General features: G+C 63.6%; 26 protein-coding genes. 12 read left to right on the forward strand and 14 right to left on the reverse strand.

The genetic code is table 11. The features are described from left to right. Positions 1–137: 137 nt before the first annotated feature. The gene (locus K3756_RS13430; protein ID WP_259988187.1) at positions 138–2,108 is read left to right on the forward strand and encodes a protein meaA; all 1,971 of its coding nucleotides are present in this window, start codon (positions 138–140) and stop codon (positions 2,106–2,108) included. Positions 2,109–2,181: 73 nt separating this feature from the next. After that, a complete protein-coding gene (locus tag K3756_RS13435; RefSeq protein ID WP_259988189.1) occupies positions 2,182–2,523 on the forward strand; it encodes an H-NS histone family protein in 342 nt (113 codons plus the stop codon). A 59-nt stretch (positions 2,524–2,582) separates the two neighbouring features. On the opposite strand, the gene K3756_RS13440 is transcribed toward K3756_RS13435, so the two are convergent. Then, entirely contained in the window at positions 2,583–2,936 is a 354-nt protein-coding gene (locus K3756_RS13440) for a hypothetical protein (protein WP_259988191.1), read from the reverse strand. Between the two features lie 139 nt (positions 2,937–3,075). On the opposite strand from K3756_RS13440, the gene deoD reads away from it, so the two are divergent. Then, positions 3,076–3,780, forward strand: a complete 705-nt coding sequence (gene deoD / locus K3756_RS13445) for a purine-nucleoside phosphorylase (RefSeq protein ID WP_259988192.1) — start codon at positions 3,076–3,078, stop codon at positions 3,778–3,780. A 66-nt stretch (positions 3,781–3,846) separates the two neighbouring features. Here the strand turns inward: deoD and K3756_RS13450 are convergent, their stop codons facing one another. From K3756_RS13450 to K3756_RS13505, 12 genes are all read right to left on the reverse strand, one after another. Next, a complete protein-coding gene (locus K3756_RS13450) occupies positions 3,847–4,689 on the reverse strand; it encodes a DUF1989 domain-containing protein (RefSeq protein ID WP_259988193.1) in 843 nt (280 codons plus the stop codon). After that, positions 4,686–6,332, reverse strand: a complete 1,647-nt coding sequence (locus K3756_RS13455; protein WP_259988195.1) for an FAD-binding dehydrogenase — start codon at positions 6,330–6,332, stop codon at positions 4,686–4,688. Before K3756_RS13455 ends, K3756_RS13450 begins: the two co-directional genes overlap by 4 nt. Before the next feature lie 69 nt (positions 6,333–6,401). Further along, positions 6,402–6,620 carry a hypothetical protein gene (locus K3756_RS13460; RefSeq protein ID WP_259988197.1) on the reverse strand — a complete coding sequence of 73 codons (219 nt, stop codon included), beginning with the start codon at positions 6,618–6,620 and terminating at the stop codon, positions 6,402–6,404. Between the two features lie 66 nt (positions 6,621–6,686). After that, entirely contained in the window at positions 6,687–7,466 is a 780-nt protein-coding gene (locus K3756_RS13465; protein WP_259988200.1) for a succinate dehydrogenase iron-sulfur subunit, read from the reverse strand. A 42-nt stretch (positions 7,467–7,508) separates the two neighbouring features. Beyond that, entirely contained in the window at positions 7,509–7,832 is a 324-nt protein-coding gene (locus K3756_RS13470; RefSeq protein ID WP_259988202.1) for a hypothetical protein, read from the reverse strand. Next, a complete protein-coding gene (locus K3756_RS13475; RefSeq protein WP_259988204.1) occupies positions 7,829–8,725 on the reverse strand; it encodes a hypothetical protein in 897 nt (298 codons plus the stop codon). The genes K3756_RS13470 and K3756_RS13475 overlap by 4 nt, the downstream gene beginning before the upstream one ends. Positions 8,726–8,727: 2 nt before the next feature. After that, entirely contained in the window at positions 8,728–10,533 is a 1,806-nt protein-coding gene (sdhA, locus tag K3756_RS13480) for a succinate dehydrogenase flavoprotein subunit (protein ID WP_259988206.1), read from the reverse strand. A gap of 206 nt (positions 10,534–10,739) precedes the next feature. Beyond that, positions 10,740–11,111, reverse strand: a complete 372-nt coding sequence (gene sdhD, locus K3756_RS13485) for a succinate dehydrogenase, hydrophobic membrane anchor protein (protein ID WP_259988208.1) — start codon at positions 11,109–11,111, stop codon at positions 10,740–10,742. Positions 11,112–11,124: 13 nt separating this feature from the next. Then, positions 11,125–11,508: a succinate dehydrogenase, cytochrome b556 subunit gene (gene sdhC / locus K3756_RS13490; protein WP_259988210.1), complete on the reverse strand. Its 384-nt coding sequence runs from the start codon at positions 11,506–11,508 to the stop codon at positions 11,125–11,127. Between the two features lie 163 nt (positions 11,509–11,671). Beyond that, entirely contained in the window at positions 11,672–12,334 is a 663-nt protein-coding gene (locus K3756_RS13495) for a DUF1194 domain-containing protein (RefSeq protein WP_259988213.1), read from the reverse strand. A 113-nt stretch (positions 12,335–12,447) separates the two neighbouring features. Then, a complete protein-coding gene (gene mdh, locus K3756_RS13500; protein ID WP_259988214.1) occupies positions 12,448–13,410 on the reverse strand; it encodes a malate dehydrogenase in 963 nt (320 codons plus the stop codon). Positions 13,411–13,504: 94 nt separating this feature from the next. After that, entirely contained in the window at positions 13,505–14,242 is a 738-nt protein-coding gene (locus K3756_RS13505) for a PRC-barrel domain-containing protein (protein ID WP_259988216.1), read from the reverse strand. Between the two features lie 107 nt (positions 14,243–14,349). Between K3756_RS13505 and K3756_RS13510 the strand changes: the two genes are divergently transcribed. Further along, a complete protein-coding gene (locus K3756_RS13510) occupies positions 14,350–15,105 on the forward strand; it encodes a sulfite exporter TauE/SafE family protein (protein ID WP_259988218.1) in 756 nt (251 codons plus the stop codon). 119 nt (positions 15,106–15,224) lie between these two features. Here K3756_RS13510 and K3756_RS13515 read toward each other — a convergent pair whose 3' ends face one another. Beyond that, positions 15,225–15,545 (reverse strand): hypothetical protein, encoded by a 321-nt coding sequence (locus K3756_RS13515; protein WP_259988220.1) that lies wholly within the window; start codon positions 15,543–15,545, stop codon positions 15,225–15,227. 323 nt (positions 15,546–15,868) lie between these two features. On the opposite strand from K3756_RS13515, the gene K3756_RS13520 reads away from it, so the two are divergent. The 8 genes from K3756_RS13520 (at position 15,869) to K3756_RS13555 (ending at position 21,905) form a co-directional block, all read left to right on the forward strand. After that, the gene (locus tag K3756_RS13520) at positions 15,869–16,726 is read left to right on the forward strand and encodes a CoA ester lyase (protein WP_259988222.1); all 858 of its coding nucleotides are present in this window, start codon (positions 15,869–15,871) and stop codon (positions 16,724–16,726) included. A gap of 16 nt (positions 16,727–16,742) precedes the next feature. Continuing rightward, complete coding sequence (locus K3756_RS13525) at positions 16,743–17,297, forward strand: NnrU family protein (protein WP_259988224.1); 555 nt, start codon at positions 16,743–16,745, stop codon at positions 17,295–17,297. A gap of 15 nt (positions 17,298–17,312) precedes the next feature. Next, on the forward strand, positions 17,313–17,516 hold the full coding sequence (locus K3756_RS13530; protein WP_259988226.1) for a DUF1737 domain-containing protein: 204 nt from the start codon (positions 17,313–17,315) through the stop codon (positions 17,514–17,516). Between the two features lies 1 nt (position 17,517). Then, the gene (locus tag K3756_RS13535; RefSeq protein WP_259988228.1) at positions 17,518–18,552 is read left to right on the forward strand and encodes a MaoC family dehydratase; all 1,035 of its coding nucleotides are present in this window, start codon (positions 17,518–17,520) and stop codon (positions 18,550–18,552) included. Continuing rightward, a complete protein-coding gene (locus K3756_RS13540) occupies positions 18,549–19,262 on the forward strand; it encodes a DUF4344 domain-containing metallopeptidase (RefSeq protein WP_259988229.1) in 714 nt (237 codons plus the stop codon). Before K3756_RS13535 ends, K3756_RS13540 begins: the two co-directional genes overlap by 4 nt. A gap of 194 nt (positions 19,263–19,456) precedes the next feature. Next, complete coding sequence (gene sucC, locus K3756_RS13545) at positions 19,457–20,650, forward strand: ADP-forming succinate--CoA ligase subunit beta (protein ID WP_259988231.1); 1,194 nt, start codon at positions 19,457–19,459, stop codon at positions 20,648–20,650. A 107-nt stretch (positions 20,651–20,757) separates the two neighbouring features. Further along, entirely contained in the window at positions 20,758–21,243 is a 486-nt protein-coding gene (locus K3756_RS13550; protein WP_259988232.1) for a succinyl-CoA synthetase subunit beta, read from the forward strand. Next, positions 21,240–21,905, forward strand: a complete 666-nt coding sequence (locus K3756_RS13555) for a hypothetical protein (RefSeq protein WP_259988234.1) — start codon at positions 21,240–21,242, stop codon at positions 21,903–21,905. The genes K3756_RS13550 and K3756_RS13555 overlap by 4 nt, the downstream gene beginning before the upstream one ends. The last annotated feature ends 1 nt before the right edge of the window (position 21,906 follow it).

A 21,906-nucleotide genomic window follows, 5' to 3' on the forward strand; every position in this document is an offset into this window, starting at 1 on the left:
GCCTGATTTGCGCCCGTCCACAAAAGAAACCGCTCCGACCCGCAAATGCCGCGATGCAGCGAATTGACACTTGCAAAATGTTTCGTATATCTGGTGTAACGCGCAACTTTATTGCCCACTGACTGACGAGGCCCCGCATGTCCGACGCCCCCCGCAAAGACCGCCCCTGGCTCATCCGCACCTACGCGGGCCATTCCACCGCCAAAGCGTCCAACGCGCTATATCGTGGCAACCTCGCCAAAGGTCAGACCGGGCTGTCGGTCGCCTTCGATCTGCCCACGCAAACCGGCTACGACAGTGACCACGTCCTGTCGCGCGGTGAGGTCGGCAAGGTCGGTGTGCCGGTCGGGCATCTGGGCGACATGCGCGCACTTTTCGACCAGATCCCGTTGGAGCAGATGAACACCTCCATGACGATCAACGCCACCGCACCTTGGCTCCTGTCGCTCTATATCGCCGTGGCCGAAGAACAGGGCGCCGATGTGACGAAGCTGCAAGGCACCGTGCAGAATGACCTGATCAAGGAATACCTCAGCCGCGGCACCTACATCTGCCCGCCCGCACCGTCGCTCAAGATGATCGCGGATGTGGCCGAATACTGCTACACGTCGGTACCCAAATGGAACCCGATGAACGTCTGTTCCTACCACCTGCAAGAGGCTGGTGCGACGCCCGAACAGGAGCTGGCGTTTGCGCTCGCCACCGCAACGGCCGTGCTCGATCAGCTGAAACCGCGCGTCGATCCTGCGGATTTCCCCGCGCTCGTGGGCCGCATTTCGTTTTTCGTGAATGCGGGCATCCGCTTTGTCACCGAGATGTGCAAGATGCGGGCCTTTGTGGATCTGTGGGACGAAATCTGCGCCGAACGCTACGGCGTCGAGGATCCCAAGTACCGCCGCTTCCGCTACGGGGTACAGGTCAACAGCCTCGGGCTGACTGAACAGCAACCCGAAAACAACGTCTACCGCATCCTCATCGAAATGCTCGCCGTGACCCTGTCGAAAAAGGCCCGTGCGCGCGCCGTGCAGCTGCCCGCGTGGAACGAAGCCCTCGGCCTGCCCCGCCCGTGGGACCAGCAATGGTCGATGCGCATGCAACAGATCATGGCCTATGAAACGGACCTGCTGGAATTCGACGATCTGTTTGACGGCAATCCGGCGGTCGATGCCAAGGTCGAGGCGCTCAAGGAAGGCGCGCGCGCCGAACTGGCGCATCTCGACGGTATGGGCGGCGCGATCGACGCGATCGACTATATGAAGGCGCGGCTGGTCGACAGTAACGCTGACCGGCTGGGCCGGATCGAGGCGGGCGAAACCGTCGTGGTAGGCGTGAACAAATGGCAACAGGGTGAACCCTCGCCGCTGATGACAGGGGACGGCGGCATCATGGTTGTCGATCCCGCGGTCGAGGCCGAACAGATCGACCGGCTCAATGACTGGCGCGCGTCGCGCAACGACGGCGAAGTGCAGGCCGCGCTGCGCGATCTGCGTCTGGCAGCCAGCGAAGGGCGCAACATCATGCCTGCCTCCATCGTCGCGGCCAAGGCGGGTGTGACCACAGGCGAATGGGCCGCCGAAATGCGCGCCGTACACGGTGAATACCGTGGGCCCACCGGGGTCGGCACCGGCCGGTCCAACAAAACCGAAGGGCTCGACGATCTGCGCGATGCCGTGGACGCGGTCAGCGACCGTCTGGGGCGCAGGCTCAAGTTTCTGGTGGGTAAACCCGGGCTCGACGGGCATTCCAACGGGGCCGAACAGATCGCCGTGCGGGCCCGCGACTGCGGTATGGACATCTCCTACGAAGGCATCCGTCTGACGCCCGCCGAAATCGTCGCCGCCGCACAGCAGGACGCGGCCCACGTGGTTGGCCTGTCAATCCTGTCCGGCTCGCACATTCCGCTGGTCGAAGACCTCATGACGCAGATGCGCGCGGCAGGGCTCGGCCACGTGCCCGTCATCGTGGGGGGCATCATCCCCGACGACGATGCGCAGCGCCTGTTGTCGATGGGTGTGGCGCGTGTCTATACGCCAAAGGATTTCGAGCTGAACACCATCATGGGCGATATCGTAACCCTCGCCGACCCCGCCGCGGTGGCTGCCGAGTAAAGCAATCCGTAATAGGTGCAAATAGATGTAAAATAGGGTATCAAAGCCTGACTTTCATTTCAGGAGCCTATTCATGTCAAACGACCTTAAATCCATGTCTCGCAAGGAACTGGAGAAACTATTAGCTGACGTGAAGAAGGCGCTTGTGGCAGCACAGGCACGCGACAGGCGCGCCGCCCAAAAAGCCGCCGAGAAAGCTGCGGCTGAATTCGGATTTACACTCAATGACTTGAGTGAAACCGCCCCGAAAACCAGAAAGTCCCCGACGGCGAAAAAGAAACCCGCAAAGCCGTCGAAACCGAAATACGCAAACCCGGCCGACGCCTCACAAACCTGGACCGGCAAAGGCCGCCAGCCGAATTGGTTTCGCGCTGAAATAGAAAAGGGCACTACCCCTGAGGGAATGGAAATCTGATTTGATTCGGATATCCCCCGGCACCGCCGTGATAACTCGCGGCGGCGCCGGGCCGGAAATCAACGCACCAACAGCGCGCCCTGTCCGAAAATGAATTTCCAGCGGCTGCCATCGCGCATCGTAATCTCACCGCCCCCCGAGCGCGGGCTGTCGTAGGTCGCCTTGCCGATGCCCGTCATGCCATTGCTGCACGATACGGGGAATGTCACCATGCCGCTGTCCTGACCCGGGCTGTAGCGTCCCTGACAGCTGGTGCTGCCATTCGTCGCCTGAAAATATCCGCCGTCGAGAAAGCTGGCCGTTGCCGTCCCGCGAAATACCGTATTGTCCGGGCCGACCACCGCCACGGGATGGGCCACATCGCAGGCCGCCAGCGTCAGCGCCGCCGCCACACCACATATCAAAGCACGCATAACAATTCCTCCACTTGTTGTTGCACCGCTATATTTGAACGTTGTTCACGGATGCGCCAGTAAGGTATTCCCCACTTGGCCCTTGTCGCTGTCGGGCAGGTTGGGCAAATTGGCGGTCTGACAGACACGGGAGAACAGCATGACCGTCCATATCGGTGCAGAAATCGGGGATATCGCGCAGACGGTGCTGATGCCCGGCGACCCCTACCGCGCCAAATGGGCGGCGGAGACGTTTCTGGAAGATGCCAAACTGGTCAACGAAGTCCGCGGCATGCTTGGCTATACCGGGACATGGAAGGGAAACCGCGTCACGATACAGGGTTCGGGCATGGGCATGCCGTCCCTGTCAATCTACGCCAACGAGCTGATCAGCACCTATGACGCCCAAACCCTGATCCGCATCGGATCGTGCGGCGGGATGCAGCCCCATGTCAAAATCCGCGATGTCATCATCGCGATGACCGCCAGCACGATCACATCGCCCTCCTCGGGCATCTTTCGCGAAGTGAACTATGCCCCCTGTGCAGATTGGGGCCTGCTGGAGAATGCCGTTACTGCCGCGCGCGCCATGGGGGCCGCGCCACATGTGGGCGGCATTTATTCGTCGGATGTCTTTTACGCGGAACGCCCCGATCTGGACGAACAAATGGTCCGGCACGGCATTCTGGGTGTCGAGATGGAAGCCGCCGAGCTTTATACGCTCGCCGCCCGCCACGGGCGACGTGCGCTCGCGGTTCTGACCGTGTCCGACCATCTGCAAACCGGCGAAGCCCTTCCATCGGAAGACCGTGAGCGTTCGTTCGGCGATATGGTCCAGATTGCGCTGGATGCCGCATTCGCCTGAGCGGTGCGGGTGCGGGTGCGGCACCGATCCGCAATGAGTTTAAAGGCAAGATGAAGTTCGGGAAGATCACTCCCCGTGCGTGCCATCGTATCCGTTGAGAGGCGGTGCCTTGTGCGTCCTGAGAAAACTGTCGGACGGTTTGTAGATTTCGATCTGCAGCGGGTAGCACGCGGCCGTGTCCGAAGAGTGTACAGTGCTGCAATCGCCGCCCGGACAGGCGCTCAATGCGCCGAGCAGGTCGATTTCGGCCATGAATTCGAGATAGTCGCCCGGCCTCACCGGGCTTGCCTTCATGAAATACTGGCCGGTGTCGCGGGTAAAGCCGGTACACATAAACACGTTGAGCACATCGTGTATCAGGGGTTCGGCCTCTGCCCGGCTGAGGCCCAGATGCTCGGCCACTGCGCGCGTGAGGTTCGAATGACAGCAGTGGTGGTAGTGCCCGCCCGACAGCAGGTTGTGCGTATAGGGGTCGCAGCGCGTGCCGATCACGTCATGGACCGATCCTCCGAAGCGGTCGATGCCGTACCAGCCAAGCGTATCATGCGTCAGTGTCGCCATCGGGCGCAGATGGGGGAAGTTGCTCCACAGTTGCTGTCCCGTGGTCACATGTGTGCCGTGCAGCGCCCGCGTCTTGCCCGAATAGAACCGTTCCGCCAAATCATTGGCGTGCCACAGGTTGAGATCGCCGACTTGTGGACCTTCGATGCTGGTGATCCGGCAAAAATGGCCTGCGGGCACCGTGAATGTCGCGGCTTGTCTTGCCGGGGCAATGATCCTGTCGATTTCGGTCAGGCTCGATCGCGCCTCGTTGAGGCGTTGCATATCGGGGCCGGGCAAGGTGTCCACCGGGTAGCAGATGACCGGAGCGACAGCGCGGCGTGCGTCCGCGTCATGGGGCGCGCTCATGCGTTTTGCCCCGCAATACGGCCCGAAAACAGGCACCCGCCGAGAAACGTCCCTTCGAGCGCGTTGTATCCGTGGTATCCACCACCGCCGAAACCGGCCACTTCCCCCGCTGCATACAGCCCCGGCAGAGTCTCGCCCCGCGGCGTGAGGACACGGGCGTCCGGATCGGTGTGCAGACCGCCCAGCGATTTGCGGGTGATCACGTTCAGCCGCACAGCGATCAGCGGGCCATTGTCACGGTCGAGAATGGCATGGGGCTTGGCGGTGCGGATGAGTTTGTCGCCCTTGTAGTTGCGCGCGCCCCAAATGGCGGTGATCTGTGCGTCCTTGCAGAACATGTTGTCCAGTTGCAGATCACGGGCCCGGATCTGGCGGCGGATATGGTCGGTTTCGACAGGCCGGTCGGGGGTCAGCGCGTTCATGCGTGCGACCAGGGTGTCAAGATCGTCGGCCACCACGAAATCCGCGCCCTTTTGCTTGAACGCCTCGACCGCAGGTGTCGCGCCTTTGCCCAGTCGGGCCTGAAGCACCTCGCGCCAGCCGCCATCCGTCAGATCGGGGTTCTGTTCTGATCCGGACAGCGCGAATTCCTTTTCGATGATCTTCTGCGTCAGGATGAACCAGCTGTGCTCGCCCACGCTGAGGATGCGCTTGAGCGTGCCAAGCGTATCGAACCCCGGCAAACAGGGTGCCTCCATCCGGTCGCCCGCCGCATCAAACCACATCGACGATGGCCCCGGCAAAACCCGAATGCCGTGGTTGGGCCAGATCGGATCCCAGTTTTCCAGCCCCTCGCAATAGTGCCACATCCGGTCCTCGTTGATCAGCCCCGCGCCCGCCGCACGCGCGATGCCATGCATGCGCCCGTCGACATAATCGGGCACACCCGCCACCATCCGCGATGGCGCAGGACCCAGCCGGTCCGTGGGCCAGTGGCTGCGCACCAGCTCGTGATTGCCACCGATCCCGCCGGTGGTCAGGATCACGCTTTCGGCGCGATGTTCAAACTGTCCGGTGATCCGGCGCGACGTAGACCGGCCCCGCGCCTCGGTACTGTCCTCGAGAATATCGCCGGACACCCCTTTGACCGCACCGGCCTCGACAATCAGTTGCGTCGCCGAATGGCGGAACGCGATGCGCAGGTGTCCGTCTGCCGCATGGCGCGTCATAAGATCGGCAAACGGCTTCACCACGCCGGTGCCCGTGCCCCAGGTGATGTGAAACCGCGGCACCGAATTTCCGTGCCCGCCAGCGCCCGCGCCGCCCCGCTCGGCCCAGCCCACCACCGGAAACCAGCGCATGCCAAGCCCGTGCAACCAGCCGCGCATGTCGCCTGCGGCGAACTCCACAAACCGCTCGGCCCAAAGCCGCGGGTTGGCGTCCTCCTCGCGGTCGAATTGCGCAGACCCCTGCCAGTCGCTCCACGCCAGTTCGGCGCTGTCCTTGATGCCGAGCCTGCGCTGTTCGGGGCTGTCGACCATGAACAGCCCCCCCAAAGACCAATACGCCTGCCCACCCAGCGATTGCGGCGCCTCCTGGTCCAGCATCAATACACGCCGGCCGCGCAGCACGGCCTCATGCGCCGCGGTCATTCCGGCCAGACCGGCACCCACCACGATGACATCGGGGGAAAAGTCGCTCATCTCGTGCTTCCTTCGCTTTGGTCAAAGCCTAGGCAGCGATGCGGCCCCTGTCGACACCCAATGCGGGGGTCACAGACCGCCCTTGCCCACCGATTTCTTGCAGTTCTGCGGCGGGCCGGAAGTGGCCGTGAACGCTTCGGCCCCGCAAAACGCGCAGCGGTACATCCGCAGGCTGCCGCGGTCGCCACTGCGGTCTGCCCGCCAGCGGCACTGCCGCATGCCGCGGTTCTTGCGGGCGTAAAACGCGACGATGACAAAGGCGACGATCAGCCCGATGACCATGAACATGCAGACGGTATCCTTGAACGCAAAAGGCCCGCCAGCGATGGCGGGCCCCTATCGGATGCAAAGTTATCAGACGGTCCGCTCGACCATCAGCTTCTTGATCTGCGCAATCGCCAGCGCCGGGTTCAAACCCTTGGGGCATGTCTTGGCGCAGTTCATGATCGTGTGGCAGCGGTACAGTTTGAACGGGTCCTCAAGATCGTCCAACCGCTCGCCCGTGCCTTCGTCACGGCTGTCGATGATCCAGCGGTAGGCATGGAGCAACGCCGCGGGTCCGAGATAGCGATCACCGTTCCACCAGTAGCTGGGGCAAGAGGTAGAACAGCACGCGCACATGATGCACTCATACAGCCCGTCGAGTTTTTCGCGGTCCTCGACCGACTGCTTCCATTCCTTTGCGGGCTCGGGCGTTTCGGTTTCCAGCCACGGCTTGATCGACGCGTGCTGGGCGTAGAAATGCGTCAGATCGGGTATCAGGTCCTTGACCACCGGCATGTGCGGCAGCGGGTACACTTTGACCACGCCCTGCACCTCGTCCATGCCATAGGTGCACGCCAGCGTGTTGATCCCGTCGATGTTCATCGCGCAGGATCCGCAGATGCCTTCGCGGCACGACCGGCGGAAGGTCAGCGTGGGGTCGATCTCGTTCTTGATCTTGATCAGCGCGTCCAACATCATCGGACCGCAGGTATCGAGATCGACGAAATAGGTGTCGACGCGCGGGTTCTCACCGTCGTCGGGGTTCCAGCGATAGATGTGGAATTCCTTGAGGTTCGTGGCGCCTTCGGGCTTGGGCCACGTCTTGCCGCTGGTCATGCGGGAATTCTTGGGGAGCGTCAGTTGTACCATGATGCTGTTCCTTTTTCGAAATCGGGGCGGCGGGGCGCCGCGCTAAAGCGTGAGTGTCGCGTTGGAGCGGATGCAGGATTGCGTGGCGGGGCGGGCCAGAATGGCGCGCACGACCTCGATCGTCAGATCGTCCGGCCCCACGACAGAGGCCTTGGCCAGTTCGCGCACTTCGATCGCCTGCGCGTTGTCGACCACGCATTTGACAAAGGGCTCGATCAGCTCTTTGGGGACTTGCGGGAAGTTGATCGCGATCACCTCGGTCACGGCCTTGGTCGCGGCTTGCCTGCCGGTGCGGTCCACGGCGGTTTCGACCTCGGTGCAGGCCGACAGCGCCAGGACAAGGCAAAGGGCAATGGGTCGGATCATGTTTGGGCCTCGCGCGGGGGAAGGGTGATGGACAGGGATGCGGTTTCGGCCAGCGTCACCAACCGCTCCGCATCCTGTGGGAAATGCGGCATCAGATGCTCGACGAAATCGCGGTCATGCGCGGCGGTCCACAGCACCAGCTGGTATTCGGGATCGTCCGCCAGCGCCATGTCGCGGCTGGTGGTCTGCAACTCGCTGACCTTGGCCTTCTTGCCTTGAAACGATGATCCACCGCCAAAATGTTGCACCTCACCGCGCGACAGATCGCGGGCCGGCAGGTCCAACCGGCGCAACACCCGCGCGCGATAATCTTCCGACAGCATCCAGTCGTCATAGCAGATGGGCACCAGCGCATCGTTCTCGGTCAGCCTTTTCAGACCGTCGCGGTACGTCGCCATCGCCACCATCAAAACCCGCATCCGCGTGGCGGACCCGTAATCGGGGTTGCGCTTGATCTTCGCCAGCAATGACGCCGACCAGTTCAGGAAACTGCGGAAAACCACGACGCGGTGGTCGAAATCCCGGTCGTCAAATCCGCGTGACGCCTTCTGCGGCCCCTTGGCCACGGGCATCCGGTCTTCGTAGGACACCACCGTCATCGGCGCCTGCCCCGCCTCGGCCCAGCGTTGGGCGTGGGGGCGGCTCAAGGGCGGGATAACGCGGCGGTCCGCGTCGTAGACATCCAGTGATGCGTGGCCGCCCACAGGGTTCGCGCCGACCTTGCAGTTGTTGAAAAACACGCCCCCCGTCGCGGCCTCCGGCGCATTGCGCATCAGCCAGTCGATGATGGCGTGGTTGCCTGACCTGCGCATGCCGAACACCTGCAACGCGCAGACGGGGGTCATCCCCGCCGCCTGCGACCAGCCGGTGTTAATCTGCGCTGTCACGCTCATGCTTAGTAAACCCGCGCCTTCGGTGCGATCTTCTTGAGATCGATGCCACCCTCGTTGTGGCTGGTCAGCGGGTTCACATGCACGCCCCGGAAGCCCAGGGACGCCTTGTTGCCCTCGAACCAGATCAGGCTGTGCTTGCGCCAGTTCTCGTCGTCGCGGTCGGGGTAATCCTCGTGGGCGTGTGCGCCACGGCTTTCCTTGCGGGCGGCGGCGGCGGTGATGGTGGCCACCGCGTTCGGCATCAGGTTGGTCAGCTCCAGCGTTTCCATCAGGTCGGAATTCCACACCAGCGAGGTGTCTGTGACCTTGATGTCGCTCAGCTTGCCTGCGACGCCTTTCATCTTTTCCTCGCCCTCGGCCAGCGTCTTGTCGGTGCGGAACACGGCGGCGTCGGCCTGCATCGTCTGCTGCATCTCGAGCCGCAGATCGGCCGTCGGCACGTGCCCCTTGGTATAGCGCAGACCGTCGAACCGGCTGAACGCCGCCTCGATCGCGCGCTTGCTTGGCGTCGGCACCGGCGCTTCTGCGTCCACAACCTCCTTGGCGCGGATCGCGGCGGCGCGGCCAAAGACAACGAGGTCGATCAGGCTGTTGGAGCCCAGACGGTTCGCACCGTGCACCGATGCGCATCCCGCTTCGCCCACGGCCATCAGACCGGGCGACACGTTGTCGGGGCTGTCCTTCGTCGGGGCGAGCACTTCACCCCAATAGTTCGTCGGAATGCCACCCATGTTGTAGTGCACCGTCGGCAGAACCGGAATCGGCTCCTTGTTGACGTCGACACCGGCAAAGATGCGCGCGCTTTCGGAAATGCCGGGCAAACGCAGGTCCAGCGTTTCGGGCGGCAGGTGGTTGAGGTGCAGGTGGATGTGGTCGGCGTTGTCGCCCACACCGCGCCCTTCGCGGATCTCCATCGTCATGCAGCGGCTCACCACGTCACGCGACGCCAGATCCTTGTAGGTCGGGGCATAGCGCTCCATGAACCGCTCGCCCTCGGAGTTGGTCAGATACCCGCCTTCGCCGCGCGCGCCCTCGGTGATCAGACAGCCTGCGCCGTAGATGCCGGTGGGGTGGAACTGCACGAACTCCATGTCCTGCAGCGGCAGGCCCGCACGGGCCGTCATACCCCCACCGTCACCGGTGCAGGTGTGCGCCGATGTAGCACTGAAATAGGCGCGGCCGTAGCCGCCGGTGGCCAGAACGACCATCTTGGCGGAGAAGACGTGCATCGTGCCGTCGTCCAGCTTCCAGCACAGAACACCCTGACACACGCCGTCCTCGCTCATCAGCAGGTCGATGGCGAAATACTCGATGTAGAATTCGGCGTTGTTCTTGAGCGACTGGCCGTAAAGCGTGTGCAAAATGGCGTGGCCGGTGCGGTCGGCGGCAGCACAGGTACGCTGCACCGGGGGGCCTTCGCCGAACTCGGTGGTGTGGCCGCCAAAGGGACGCTGGTAGATTTTGCCCTCTTCGGTCCGCGAAAACGGCACACCGTAGTGCTCCAGCTCGTAAACCGCCTTGGGCGCCTCGCGGGCCAGATACTCCATCGCGTCCGTATCACCCAGCCAATCCGATCCCTTGACCGTGTCGTACATGTGCCACTGCCAGTTGTCGGGGCCCATGTTGCTCAGCGATGCGGCGATGCCACCCTGTGCCGCCACCGTGTGGGAGCGCGTGGGGAAAACCTTCGAAATACACGCGGTGCGCAAGCCTTGCTCGGCCATGCCCAGCGTGGCGCGCAGACCCGCACCGCCCGCCCCTACGACAACAACGTCATATTCGTGGGTTTCATAATCATAAGCAGCCATATCGTGCCCTTCTCAGCTTGCGGGGTGGCGCGCGCGGCACCCGGACCCCTGTCTATTGTGCGGGCCAGCGGCCCAACCGACGCGGCAACGCGCCTTTCAATGTGATTTCCCTACTGGCAGAGCGACCCGCCGTCGGGATGTATCATAGCACGCGCGGCACTCCTTCACAGGGGGCGCCGCCACGCCTTTTGTCGCAGGACCGCGCCCTAGAGCGCCAGCTTCGCGATGGCGAAGATCGCGACCGCTGCCGCGCCGTAGCTGACGCAGGTCATCACGATGATCGCCACCTTCTGGGACGCGCCATGCACGTAATCCTCGATCAGGGTCTGCACCCCGTCGTTGAAATGCTTGAACCCGACCGCCAGCGTCAACGCCGCGATGATCGCGGGAAACGGGCGGCTGTAATAGGCCAGAATGTCCTCGTAAGTGCCGCCCAGTGCGGCGCCGAACGTAAAGACGAACAGCGGGATCAGGATCAGCAAAGCCACCGAGCTGACTTTCATCGCCCAGAAATGGGCCGTTCCTGTTTTCGCCGAGCCGAGCCCCTGCGCGCGTTTGCGGTCTGTCATGAATGCCATAATCAGCGCCCCCTTATACGACGACTACAGTGATAAGCGTCAGCACAACCGATCCGGCAATGCACGCCCAGCCCAGCTTTTCGGCCGTGGGAATATCCATCGCGATGGCATTGTCCCAGATCAGGTGCCGGATGCCGGCAAGCGTATGATACCACAAACCCAGCACGCTGAAAAACATCACCAGATCGCCGAACCAGCTGGTCAGGAAACCGTTGGCCGTGGCAAAGCTGTCGGCGCCGGTCGCGGCGGCCAGAAACCACCACACGATCAACAGGCTCGCCACCAGCATGGCGTTGCCGGTAATACGGGTCAGGATCGATGTCATCGAGGTCAGCTGCGGGCGATAAATCGTCAAATGCGGTGACAAGGGACGATTGCCGCGATTCACGTCGGCCATGGGTTGGCTCCTTCTGGGCTACTTGGCCCTACTGATAGCGTATTTTTCGCAGCTGTCACGCGGACAGGCGGGGTTTCGCGGGTTTGTTAGCGGTAATATTGCGCAAATTGCGGGAAATATGGTCGCACGTCCGGTTTTGTGATCACATGAAAGGCGCGTGTGATCACTGCGCCAGACGACCGACCTGACGTGTGATCTCGCGTTGCAGCTTGCGGCGGATCTGCGCGGGATAGTCCTCGAACCCGTTGGCCGTGATCACAAAAGCGCCCGGCCCGTGGATCACGTTTTCGTAAAACCACCCCGTAAGGTCCGCATCGTCCGTTTCGATGGCCAGCGCGTTCACCGTCACCCCCGCCGCCGTCAGCGCAGGGCGCAAGGTCGCGGGCAGCAGGCCTTCGTTGGACACCCCGTCCCCCGACACATCGATCACCTTGCGACGGCACAGGGCGACCTGCGCAAAACTCTCCAGCGACAGTTGCACCGCCTCGCCCACCGCAGTTGAGAAGTTGCGCCACACACGGGCGTCGTCGCGCACGCGGTCAGCGAATGTCGCCACCTGCGCCGCGTCTGTCATCGCGGTCCACGGAATCGTCTGGCGCTGGCGGGTGCTGCCGGACCACTGCACCAGCGACACCCGCGCCTGCGCATCCACCAGTGCCTGCGCCACCGTGCCATCGCGCAGCCCCGCCGCCAGCCCGTCCATCTGCGTGCGGTACTCGTCGCGGTCCACGGACCCCGACACATCCACCGCCAGCACCAGCGCCAGATCACAGGCCGCCCCCGTCACCGGCCACATCGCCACGACCATTGCCCAAATCAGTCTCATCCCCGCAGCCTAGGCCAAACCTGCCGCGGCACGGGTCACAAAAAGGTGGGGCGCACGAAAAAAGCGCGCCCCGTCGCCGGAACGCGCTTTCATCATCTGGTGTTTAATGGGGCTCAGCCCAGCGAGCTGTCGATGCCTTTGCACGCCTCGACCAGACCTTTCACAGCCTTGACCGAGCTGTCGAACATGCCCTGCTCTTCCTTGTTCATCGAAATCTCGACGACCTTCTCGATGCCACCGGCACCGATCACCGTGGGCACGCCCACATAGAAACCCTTCAGACCATAGGCGCCGTCAACGTAGGCCGCACAGGGCAGCACGCGCTTTTGGTCCTTGAGATAGGCCTCGGCCATCTCGATCGCCGATGTCGCGGGCGCATAGAAGGCAGAACCGGTTTTCAGCAGGCCAACGATCTCGGCGCCGCCGTCGCGGGTCCGCTGCACGATGGCGTCCAGCTTGTCCTGCGTGGTCCAGCCCATCTTCACCATGTCGGGCAGCGGAATGCCCGCAACGGTGGAATAGCGCGTCAGCGGCACCATCGTGTCGCCGTGCCCGCCCAGAACAAAGGCCGTGACATCGCGCATCGACACGTTGAATTCCTCGGCGAGGAAGTGACGGAAGCGCGCGGAATCGAGGACGCCCGCCATGCCGCAGACTTTCTCGTGCGGCAGACCGGAGAATTCACGCAGCGCCCAGACCATCGCGTCCAGCGGGTTGGTGATGCAGATGACAAAGGCATTCGGTGCATGCTGGGCAATGCCCTCGCCGACCGATTTCATGACCTTGAGGTTGATGCCCAACAGATCGTCACGGCTCATCCCGGGCTTGCGGGCGACACCGGCGGTCACGATGCACACGTCCGCGCCTGCGATATCGGCATAGTCCTGCGTGCCGGACATGGCGGCGTCAAAGCCCTCGGACGGGCCGGATTCAGCGATATCAAGCGCCTTGCCCTCGGGTGTGCCTTCCGCGATGTCGAACATCACGACGTCACCAAGTTCCTTGATTGCGGCGAGGTGGGCCAGCGTGCCCCCGATTTGACCAGCGCCGATCAGGGCGATTTTGGGTCGAGCCATGTGCATTACTCCAGTTGGATTTGCGTTGGGCGCGGGCTTAAACCCTCAGGCCCGCGCTTGCAAGCTGCACATTGGCGCGCCGCCCAACCGGCGGTCAGTCGCGCGGTTCGTCCGGAATGCCCACTTCGGCCTCTTCCTTCTCGGTACCGACATCGGAAAACTGCGCGTCGCGCGGGCGTCCGTCCACGGTTGCTGGGTTTTCGGCGGCATCAAGCGACGTGCCATTGGGTGCCGTGTCGCCCTCCATCTCGTCTGCGGGCTTGGCCTTTTTGATCAGCGCATCGGGGTCCTGTCCCACGATGTCGACGGCGGCCTTGGCCTCGGCCACCAGAACATGGGTCGCATCGGGCAGGAACGCCGAATCGCCGCTGTCATCGGCCATGTCGTCGGCCCCGTCCCGCACATCGAACTTGTTGAAACGCGGGGCCGCGTCCAGCGCGTCCTCGTCGGTAAAGATCACGTAATACCGGTCACCGCGCACGTCGGTCACCACGGTGACACCCTCCATCGGTGCGGCCACCTCGCGGTCGGCCAGCCCCCAGATGCCGCCAACGCTCATCACGATCGCCTCGACGGCGCCTTCGGAGTTGATCACCAGATCCTTGATCGACGCGATCCGGTCGAACCGTTTCGCCCCGTCAAGCGGCATCGGCGTGTCGGTCATCGGACGGCCACGGAAATTGTAGACCGGTGCGCCGATCATCTCGCCCACGATCAGGCTGTCGGGCGACATGGTAAAGCTTCCCACGGCGGTCTGTTGCGACGTGGACTGCGCGGCGGCGGGAACGGACAGGGCGACAATCACGGCGGTCGAGGCAAAAAGGCGTTTCATCGAAATTTCCTTTCGGGACAGGCAAAAAACACAGTTGGGAAATGAACGGTTGGCGGCGCGTTCGGTTCCTGCCAAAGGTAAAACGTCTGCGGAGGGGTCAAGACGCGATGCTCGTTCTCGATTGGTGGTTTTTCGCGGTGGCGGGTCCGGCCGTTGTTTTTGCTGGCATTTCCAAGGGCGGCTTCGGCTCGGGCGCTGCATTTGCCGCAGCCTCGATGCTGGCGCTTGTGGTCGAACCCGGTCTCGCGCTCGGGGTCATGCTGCCGCTCTTGATGCTGATCGATCTGAGCACCCTGCGGCCCTACTGGGGCAAATGGGGCCTGCGCGAAGCGATGCTTCTGATCCTTGGCGGATTGCCCGGCGTGGTGCTGGGGGCGCTGCTCTACCGCGTGGCCTCGCCCGATCTGTTCCGGCTGCTCATCGGCGGTGTGTCCATCGGTTTCGTGATCTGGCAGGTATCGCTGGCGCGCGGCTGGATCGCCGTGGGGCGCAAGCCGATGTCGGACCGCGTGGGTCTCGTGGCGGGGGTCGCATCGGGCTTTACCAGCTTCATCAGCCACGCCGGCGGCCCGCCCTCTGCGGTGTTCCTGCTCGGGCGGGGGCTCGACAAAACCCGGTTTCAAGCGACCACGGTTCTGGTGTTCTGGATCATCAACATCGCGAAATTCGTACCCTACGCCTATCTGGGCATGTTCACGCTGGAAACGGCCAAGGCCAATCTGGTGCTGGCGCCCTTTGCGCTTCTGGGTGCGTGGCTGGGCGTGCGGGCGCATGCCGCGGTGCCCGAACGCCTGTTTTTCGGGATCACTTACGTGGCGCTCACGCTCACGGGGATCAAACTTATCTGGGATGGCCTGACCTGACGCGCGGGGCGGCACGGCAGCACCGCCGCCGCCCCGCCCCGTTCCGGCATCCTCTTCCTGTCCCGGCGGACCGGTGTGCGGGCACGTTTGCCGTGCTCCGGTTGTGGGGGGGGGTGGCCTTACGCGTCCTCGCCCTTCGCGGGCAGCGCCTCGGTCACCGTCTCAAACGCCTGGCCCGACGCCACCAGACAGGTCAGCCCGCTGGGCATGGTCACCGTGATCGTCCATGTGCCCGTTTCGGAGGACGCGAACGTCTCGACCATCGCGCTGTTGGCGCCCAGCCCGACAGACTGGCGCGATTCGCCGTAGCGTTCCGCGAGGCTTTCGACCACGCTCGCCCGCGGGCCACATTGACGGCCGTTTTGCGCCAGTGCAGGCGCCGTGAGCGCGATAAAGCCGCCCAGCGCGGCCAGATGGATCAAAAATGCTGTTTTCTTCATTTCAGTGCCTTTCCGTTTTGCTGCAAAGGCGGCTGCGACAGGTCTCCGGCCGATCCGGCTGGTGCCGGCGAAACCCGGGCGCCCCCGGTGGTGAACGTGCAACCCGATCCTTGTGCCGGCGTCCGGCGGCCCTGCCGGTGCGGCCCTCCCAAAGATGAGCGACCTGCAAACCATGCGTCCGCACCCTTGAAAACGAGGTTAACGCAGCGTCCGGCGGGTGTTGCGCGGCACAAACTTGCTGCACTGCGGCGCAATTGCTCTTGAAGTTTTCGTCCAGCAATGCCCCTCTGCGCGCAACAATATTTCACAGCCAAGGTCACGCCATGCCCGCCACATCCCGCCCGCTCCGCTCCGTCCTCTATATTCCCGGCTCCAAACCGCGGGCGCTGGACAAGGCCCGCGGCCTGCCTGCCGATGCCATCATCTTCGATCTCGAAGACGCGGTCATACCGGATGAAAAGACCGCCGCGCGCGACACGCTGGCCGACGCACTCGCCACGGGCGGTTACGGCGCGCGCATGAAGATCGTGCGCATCAACGGGCTCGATACGGCATGGGGTGCGGATGACGCACGTGCCGCTGCGGCCATGGGCGCCGACGCGGTGCTGCTGCCCAAGGTCAACAGCCCCGATGATCTCGACGCGCTGGCGGACATCACCGGCGACACGCCCCTCTGGGCGATGATGGAAACGCCGCGGGGCATGTTGAACGCGGCCGCCATCGCCGCGCACCCGCTGCTGTCGGGTATGGTCATGGGGACCAATGATCTGGCCAAGGATCTGCAAACGCGGTTCCGCGCCGACCGGCAACCGTTGATGGCGGGGCTGGGGCTGTGTGTGCTGGCGGGCAAGGCGCATGGCGCGGCGCTGATCGACGGGGTCTATAACGCGTTCAAGGACGAAGACGGCCTGCGCGCCGAGTGCGAACAGGGCCGCGACATGGGCTTTGACGGCAAAACGCTCATCCACCCCGCGCAACTGGACATCGCCAATGCGGCCTTCTCCCCCTCGGCCGATGAAATCGATCTGGCCCGCCGCCAGATCGCCGCATTCGACGCCGCCGAAGCCACCGGTCAGGGCGTTGCCGTCGTCGATGGCAAGATCGTCGAAAACCTGCATGTTGCCACCGCCCGTGAAACATTGGCAAAGTCGGAAGCAATCGACGCCATGCAGGCGGAGTGAAACAAGGGACTTACCCATGCTGCTTTTGATCCTCGGGCTCCTGTTGTGGGTGGCCGCACATTATTTCAAACGGCTGATGCCGGAAAAACGGGCCGCTCTGGGCGATCCGGGCAAAGGTCTGGTGGCGGTGGCGATCGTGCTGTCGCTGGTCCTGATGATTCTGGGCTACCGCGGGGCCGACTTTGTCCATGTCTGGGCGCCGCCCGCCTTTCTCACCCACATCAACAACCTCGCGATGGTGCTGGCGCTGTGGGTCTACGGATCGAGCGCGGCCAAGGGGGCCAAGGCGTGGCCTGCCTACAAAATCCGCCACCCGCAGCTTACCGCGGTCAAGATCTGGGCCGCCGCGCACCTGCTGGTCAACGGCGATCTGGCCTCCATCGTGCTTTTTGGCGGGCTGCTGGCGTGGGCCGTGGGCTCTGTCATCCTGATCAACCGGGCCGAGCCTGACTGGACCCCGCCCGCCCCTGCTGGGCGCGCCACTTACATCCGGCTTGCCATCATCACAGCGGTGATGCTGGTGGTCATCACCCTCATCCACACATTGCTGGGCGTCTCGCCCTTTGGCTAACACATTGGAACTGAAATGAAACTCTACCGCTTCCTGTCGGAAGAAGACACATCCGCCTTCTGCCACAAAGTCACCGATGCCCTGAACAAGGGCTGGGAGCTTTACGGCACCCCAACCCAAACCTGGGACCACGCGGCAGGCGTGATGCGCTGCGGTCAGGCCGTCGTCAAAGACGCCCCCGGCACCTATACCCCCGACACCAAACTGGGCGCACACTGACATGGCAACCAAAACCAACGCTGGCCGCTTTTTCGAAGACTACCGCATCGGCGAAGTGATCCGCCACGCCGTGCCGCGCACGGTCAAGATGGGCGAACGCGCGCTCTACCACATGCTCTATCCCGCGCGCCACGCGCTCTATTCCTCCGACCAGTTCGCACAGGGCTGCGGCCTGCCGTTCAGCCCGCTCGAAGATCTGATCGGCTTTCACGTGGTGTTCGGCAAGACCGTGCCCGACGTGTCGCTGAATGCGGTGGCAAATCTGGGCTACGCCGAAGGCCGCTGGATCACACCGGTCTGGCCCGGCGACACGCTGCGCTCGGAATCCGAAGTGATCGGCCTGAAACAGAACTCCAACGGCAAGACGGGCGTGGTTTACGTGCGCACCCGCGGGCTGAATCAGCACGACGAAACGGTGATGGAATATGTCCGCTGGGTCATGGTGCGCAAACGCGATGGCGACGCGCCCGCGCCGGATACCGTGGTGCCTGACCTGCAAAAAACCATCGCGGCTTCCGATCTGGTGATCCCGCGCGGCCTCGATTTCACCAACTATGATTTCACGCTCGCCGGTGAGCCGCACCGCTGGGGCGACTACGACGTCGGCGAAAAAATCGACCACGTCGATGGCGTCACCGTCGAAGAGGCCGAGCACATGATGGCGACCCGCCTGTGGCAAAACACGGCCAAGGTCCACTTCGACACCTCCGCCCGCCCCGACGGCAGCCGCCTCATCTACGGCGGTCACGTCATTTCGATGGCGCGGGCGCTGTCGTTCAACGGGCTGGCCAACGCACAGATGATCGTGGGTCTCAACGGCGGCGCACATGCCAACCCCTGCCTTGCGGGCGATACCATCCGCGCCTGGTCCGAAGTGCTCGACAAGGCCGAAACCGATGCACCGGGCGTTGGCGCCATCCGTCTGCGGCTGGTCGCGACCAAGGGCGGCACGCCGTTCGATCTGCGCGGTGCGGACGGCAAATACCTGCCCGATGTCCTGCTCGATCTCGACATCTGGGCCCTGATGCCCACATGAGCCGCCCCGCGCTGGTCCTTGCGCTGGCTCTCGCGGCGGCCCCCGCGCGCGCCGAAGATGCGCGGGACGCCTATGTCGCATCCAACCTGCTCGCGGTCCTCTATCACGAACTGGGCCATGCCCTGATCGACACCGGCGACCTGCCCGTTTTCGGACAGGAAGAAGACGCCGCCGACACGCTGTCCATCCTGATGATCGACACGCTTTTCGACGACGATACCGCCCGCACCATCGCCTATGACACCGCTGACGGTTTTGCCGCCGACGCGCGGCTGGCCGCTGACGATATCGCGTGGTGGGACACCCACGGCCCCGACGCCCAGCGGTACTACAACCTCGTCTGCCTGTTCTACGGGGCGGACCCAGACACCCGCGATGATTTCGCGGCGGACATGGGTCTGCCCGACGACCGCGCCGACACCTGCCCCGAAGAATACGACCTCGCCATCGACAGCTGGGGGCCGGTGCTCGACGAGCTGATGGCGCAGGGTGGCACCGCGGGGCTGATCTACACCGGGACCGGCACCTCGCTGACCCACCGCACGATCAAGGACGAAGTCCGCGCGCTCAACGCTGTCATGACCATGCCCGCGCCGCTGCGCGTGTCCGTTGCCCCCTGCGGAGAGCCCAACGCCTTCTACGATCCGCAGGACATCTCGATCACGATCTGCACCGAATTCGAAGATTATTTGCGCAAGAATTCACCATAATTCTAGGCAAATCGGGCGATTCTACCCGCCCGGCGTGCGTCAGCCATGCATTTGTGATCACACGCAAAAACCTGTGATCACAAATGTCGCTTTTCGCTGGTCAAAGCACCCATCCTCGGAAAAGTTACTCGGCAAGATTCATGTTTCAGGCGTATACCGCGTACTGAACACCACTAAAATGGGACCGTTTCGATATGAACATCCACGAATACCAGGCCAAAGCCCTCCTGCGCAGCTACGGCGCGCCAGTGTCCGACGGGCGTGTTGTCCTCAAGGCCGAAGACGCCAAGAACGCGGCCGGAGAACTCGACGGCCCGTTGTGGGTGGTCAAGGCACAGATCCACGCAGGCGGACGCGGCAAGGGCAAGTTCAAGGAAGCGGATGCAGGCGACGCAGGCGGCGTGCGCCTGACGAAATCGGTCGAGGAAGCGGCGGAACAGGCCAAGAAGATGCTGGGCCGCACCCTCGTCACCCACCAGACCGGCCCCGCGGGCAAACAGGTCAACCGCATCTATATCGAAGACGGCTCCGGCATCGAAACAGAGCTGTACCTCGCGCTGCTCGTGGACCGCGAAACCAGCCGCGTGGGCTTTGTCTGCTCCACCGAAGGCGGCATGGACATCGAAGAGGTCGCGGCCAACACGCCCGAAAAGATCATCAATTTCTCCGTCGATCCCGCCACCGGCTTCCAGCCCTTCCACGGCCGCCGCATCGCGTTCGCGCTGGGTCTTGAGGGCAAGGCGGTCAAGCAGTGCGTCGGCCTGATGGGCACGCTCTACAAGGCGTTCGTCGAAAAAGACATGGAGATGCTGGAAATCAACCCGCTCATCGTCACCGACAGCGGCGATCTCAAGGTGCTCGACGCCAAGGTCAGCTTTGACGGCAACGCCATCTACCGCCACGGCGACATCGCCGAGCTGCGCGACACCACCGAAGAAGACCCCAAAGAGCTCGAGGCCTCCAAATACGACCTCAACTATATCGCGCTCGACGGTGAAATCGGCTGCATGGTCAACGGCGCGGGCCTCGCGATGGCGACCATGGACATCATCAAGCTCTACGGCGCCGAGCCTGCCAACTTCCTCGACGTGGGCGGCGGTGCGACCAAGGAAAAGGTGACCGAAGCCTTCAAGATCATCACCTCGGATGACAACGTCAAAGGCATCCTCGTCAACATCTTCGGCGGCATCATGCGCTGCGACGTCATCGCCGAAGGCGTGGTCGCCGCGGTCAAGGAGGTCGGCCTCAAAGTGCCACTGGTCGTGCGTCTCGAAGGCACCAAGGTCGAAGAGGGCAAGGCCATCATCAACAACTCCGGCCTCGACGTCATCGCGGCGGACGACCTCAAGGATGGTGCCGAAAAGATCGTCAAAGCGGTCAAGGGCTGAACCATGCGCGCGGGGATCGGCATTGCACTGGTCTGCGGTCCGGCCCATGGTGCTTGGGCCATTGGCATCGGGGCTCTGTGCTGATGCAGACCTGCGGCAACATATTGGTGAGTTGCACACTCGCGATCGGTGCGCCGGTTGTGGCCTGCGCCGATCCGCAAGCTGCCGCGCGCGCCTTCGCCGATCACTGTTTTTCACCCTTCCTGACGGCGGCCACAGCGGCCGACCGGCTGGCCCCTGCCCGCGTCGATTTTTACGACACGCGGCCCTTTTCCTCCGCCGATCCCTCGCCCGCAACGGGCCGCGCTGCCACGCCCGGCACCGACCGGCGCTGCGAGGTCGCCTTTGACGGCGCGCATATCCAGACCGGCATCGAGGGCGTCACCACCGGGCTCGCGCAGGAAGGTATCGACACCCCCGCCGACGTGCCCGCCGATTTCGCGGCCCAACCCGGGACCACTTTCATCGCCGCCCGGCAGCTGAACCCCACGCGCATCGCGGTGGTGCAGGTCGGCACGCGGCCCGGCCCCGATGGTGTTGAAACCTATCTCAACGTCGAACGGCTCGACCCGCTGGCGGAGCCTGTGCAATGACCGCCGCGACCACCCATGCCCCCCGCACCGGCGGGCGTCTGGTGCTCTGGAGCGCCGTGGCGGTTTTTGCCGTGATGGCCATGATTGCCGCCCTGCCGCTGGCCACGCAGAAAACATTGCTGACCGAAGGCGGCCCGGTCGAGACGCTGTCGGTCATCGGCTACGCCATCTGCATCGCGTTGCTCTTCGTGCTTTGGCCCCTGGCCGAGGTCGCACGGCGTTGGTATTTCGTGGTGCTGCTGGCGCTGTTTGCGGGGCGCGAGCTTGATCTCGACAAGGCCCCCTTTACCGAAGGACTGCTCAAGGCCCGCCAATACACCGGCGACACCGTCGGCCCTGTCGAACTGGTGATCTCCGCCGCGATCCTGCTGGCGATCATCCTGACCTGCCTGATCCTGCTGCGCCGCGAAACCGGGCGGTTCATCCGCGGGTTGGCCGCCCGCAGCCCCGCCGCCGCGGCCACCCTTCTGGGCGTGCTCTTCATCGGCGTCTACAAGGCCATCGACGGTCTGGCCCGCAAACTCGAACCCTTCGGCATCACGGTGAGCGAAGACCTCAACAACCTGATTTCCGTGATCGAGGAAGTGGGCGAGCTGGGCATCCCGCTGATGTTCGCGGTGGCCATCATCCTTTCGGCACGCTCAGCCGCAGGAGGAGCGTGAC

The organism is Sulfitobacter sp. S190, from assembly GCF_025141935.1.
Classification (GTDB): domain Bacteria; phylum Pseudomonadota; class Alphaproteobacteria; order Rhodobacterales; family Rhodobacteraceae; genus Sulfitobacter.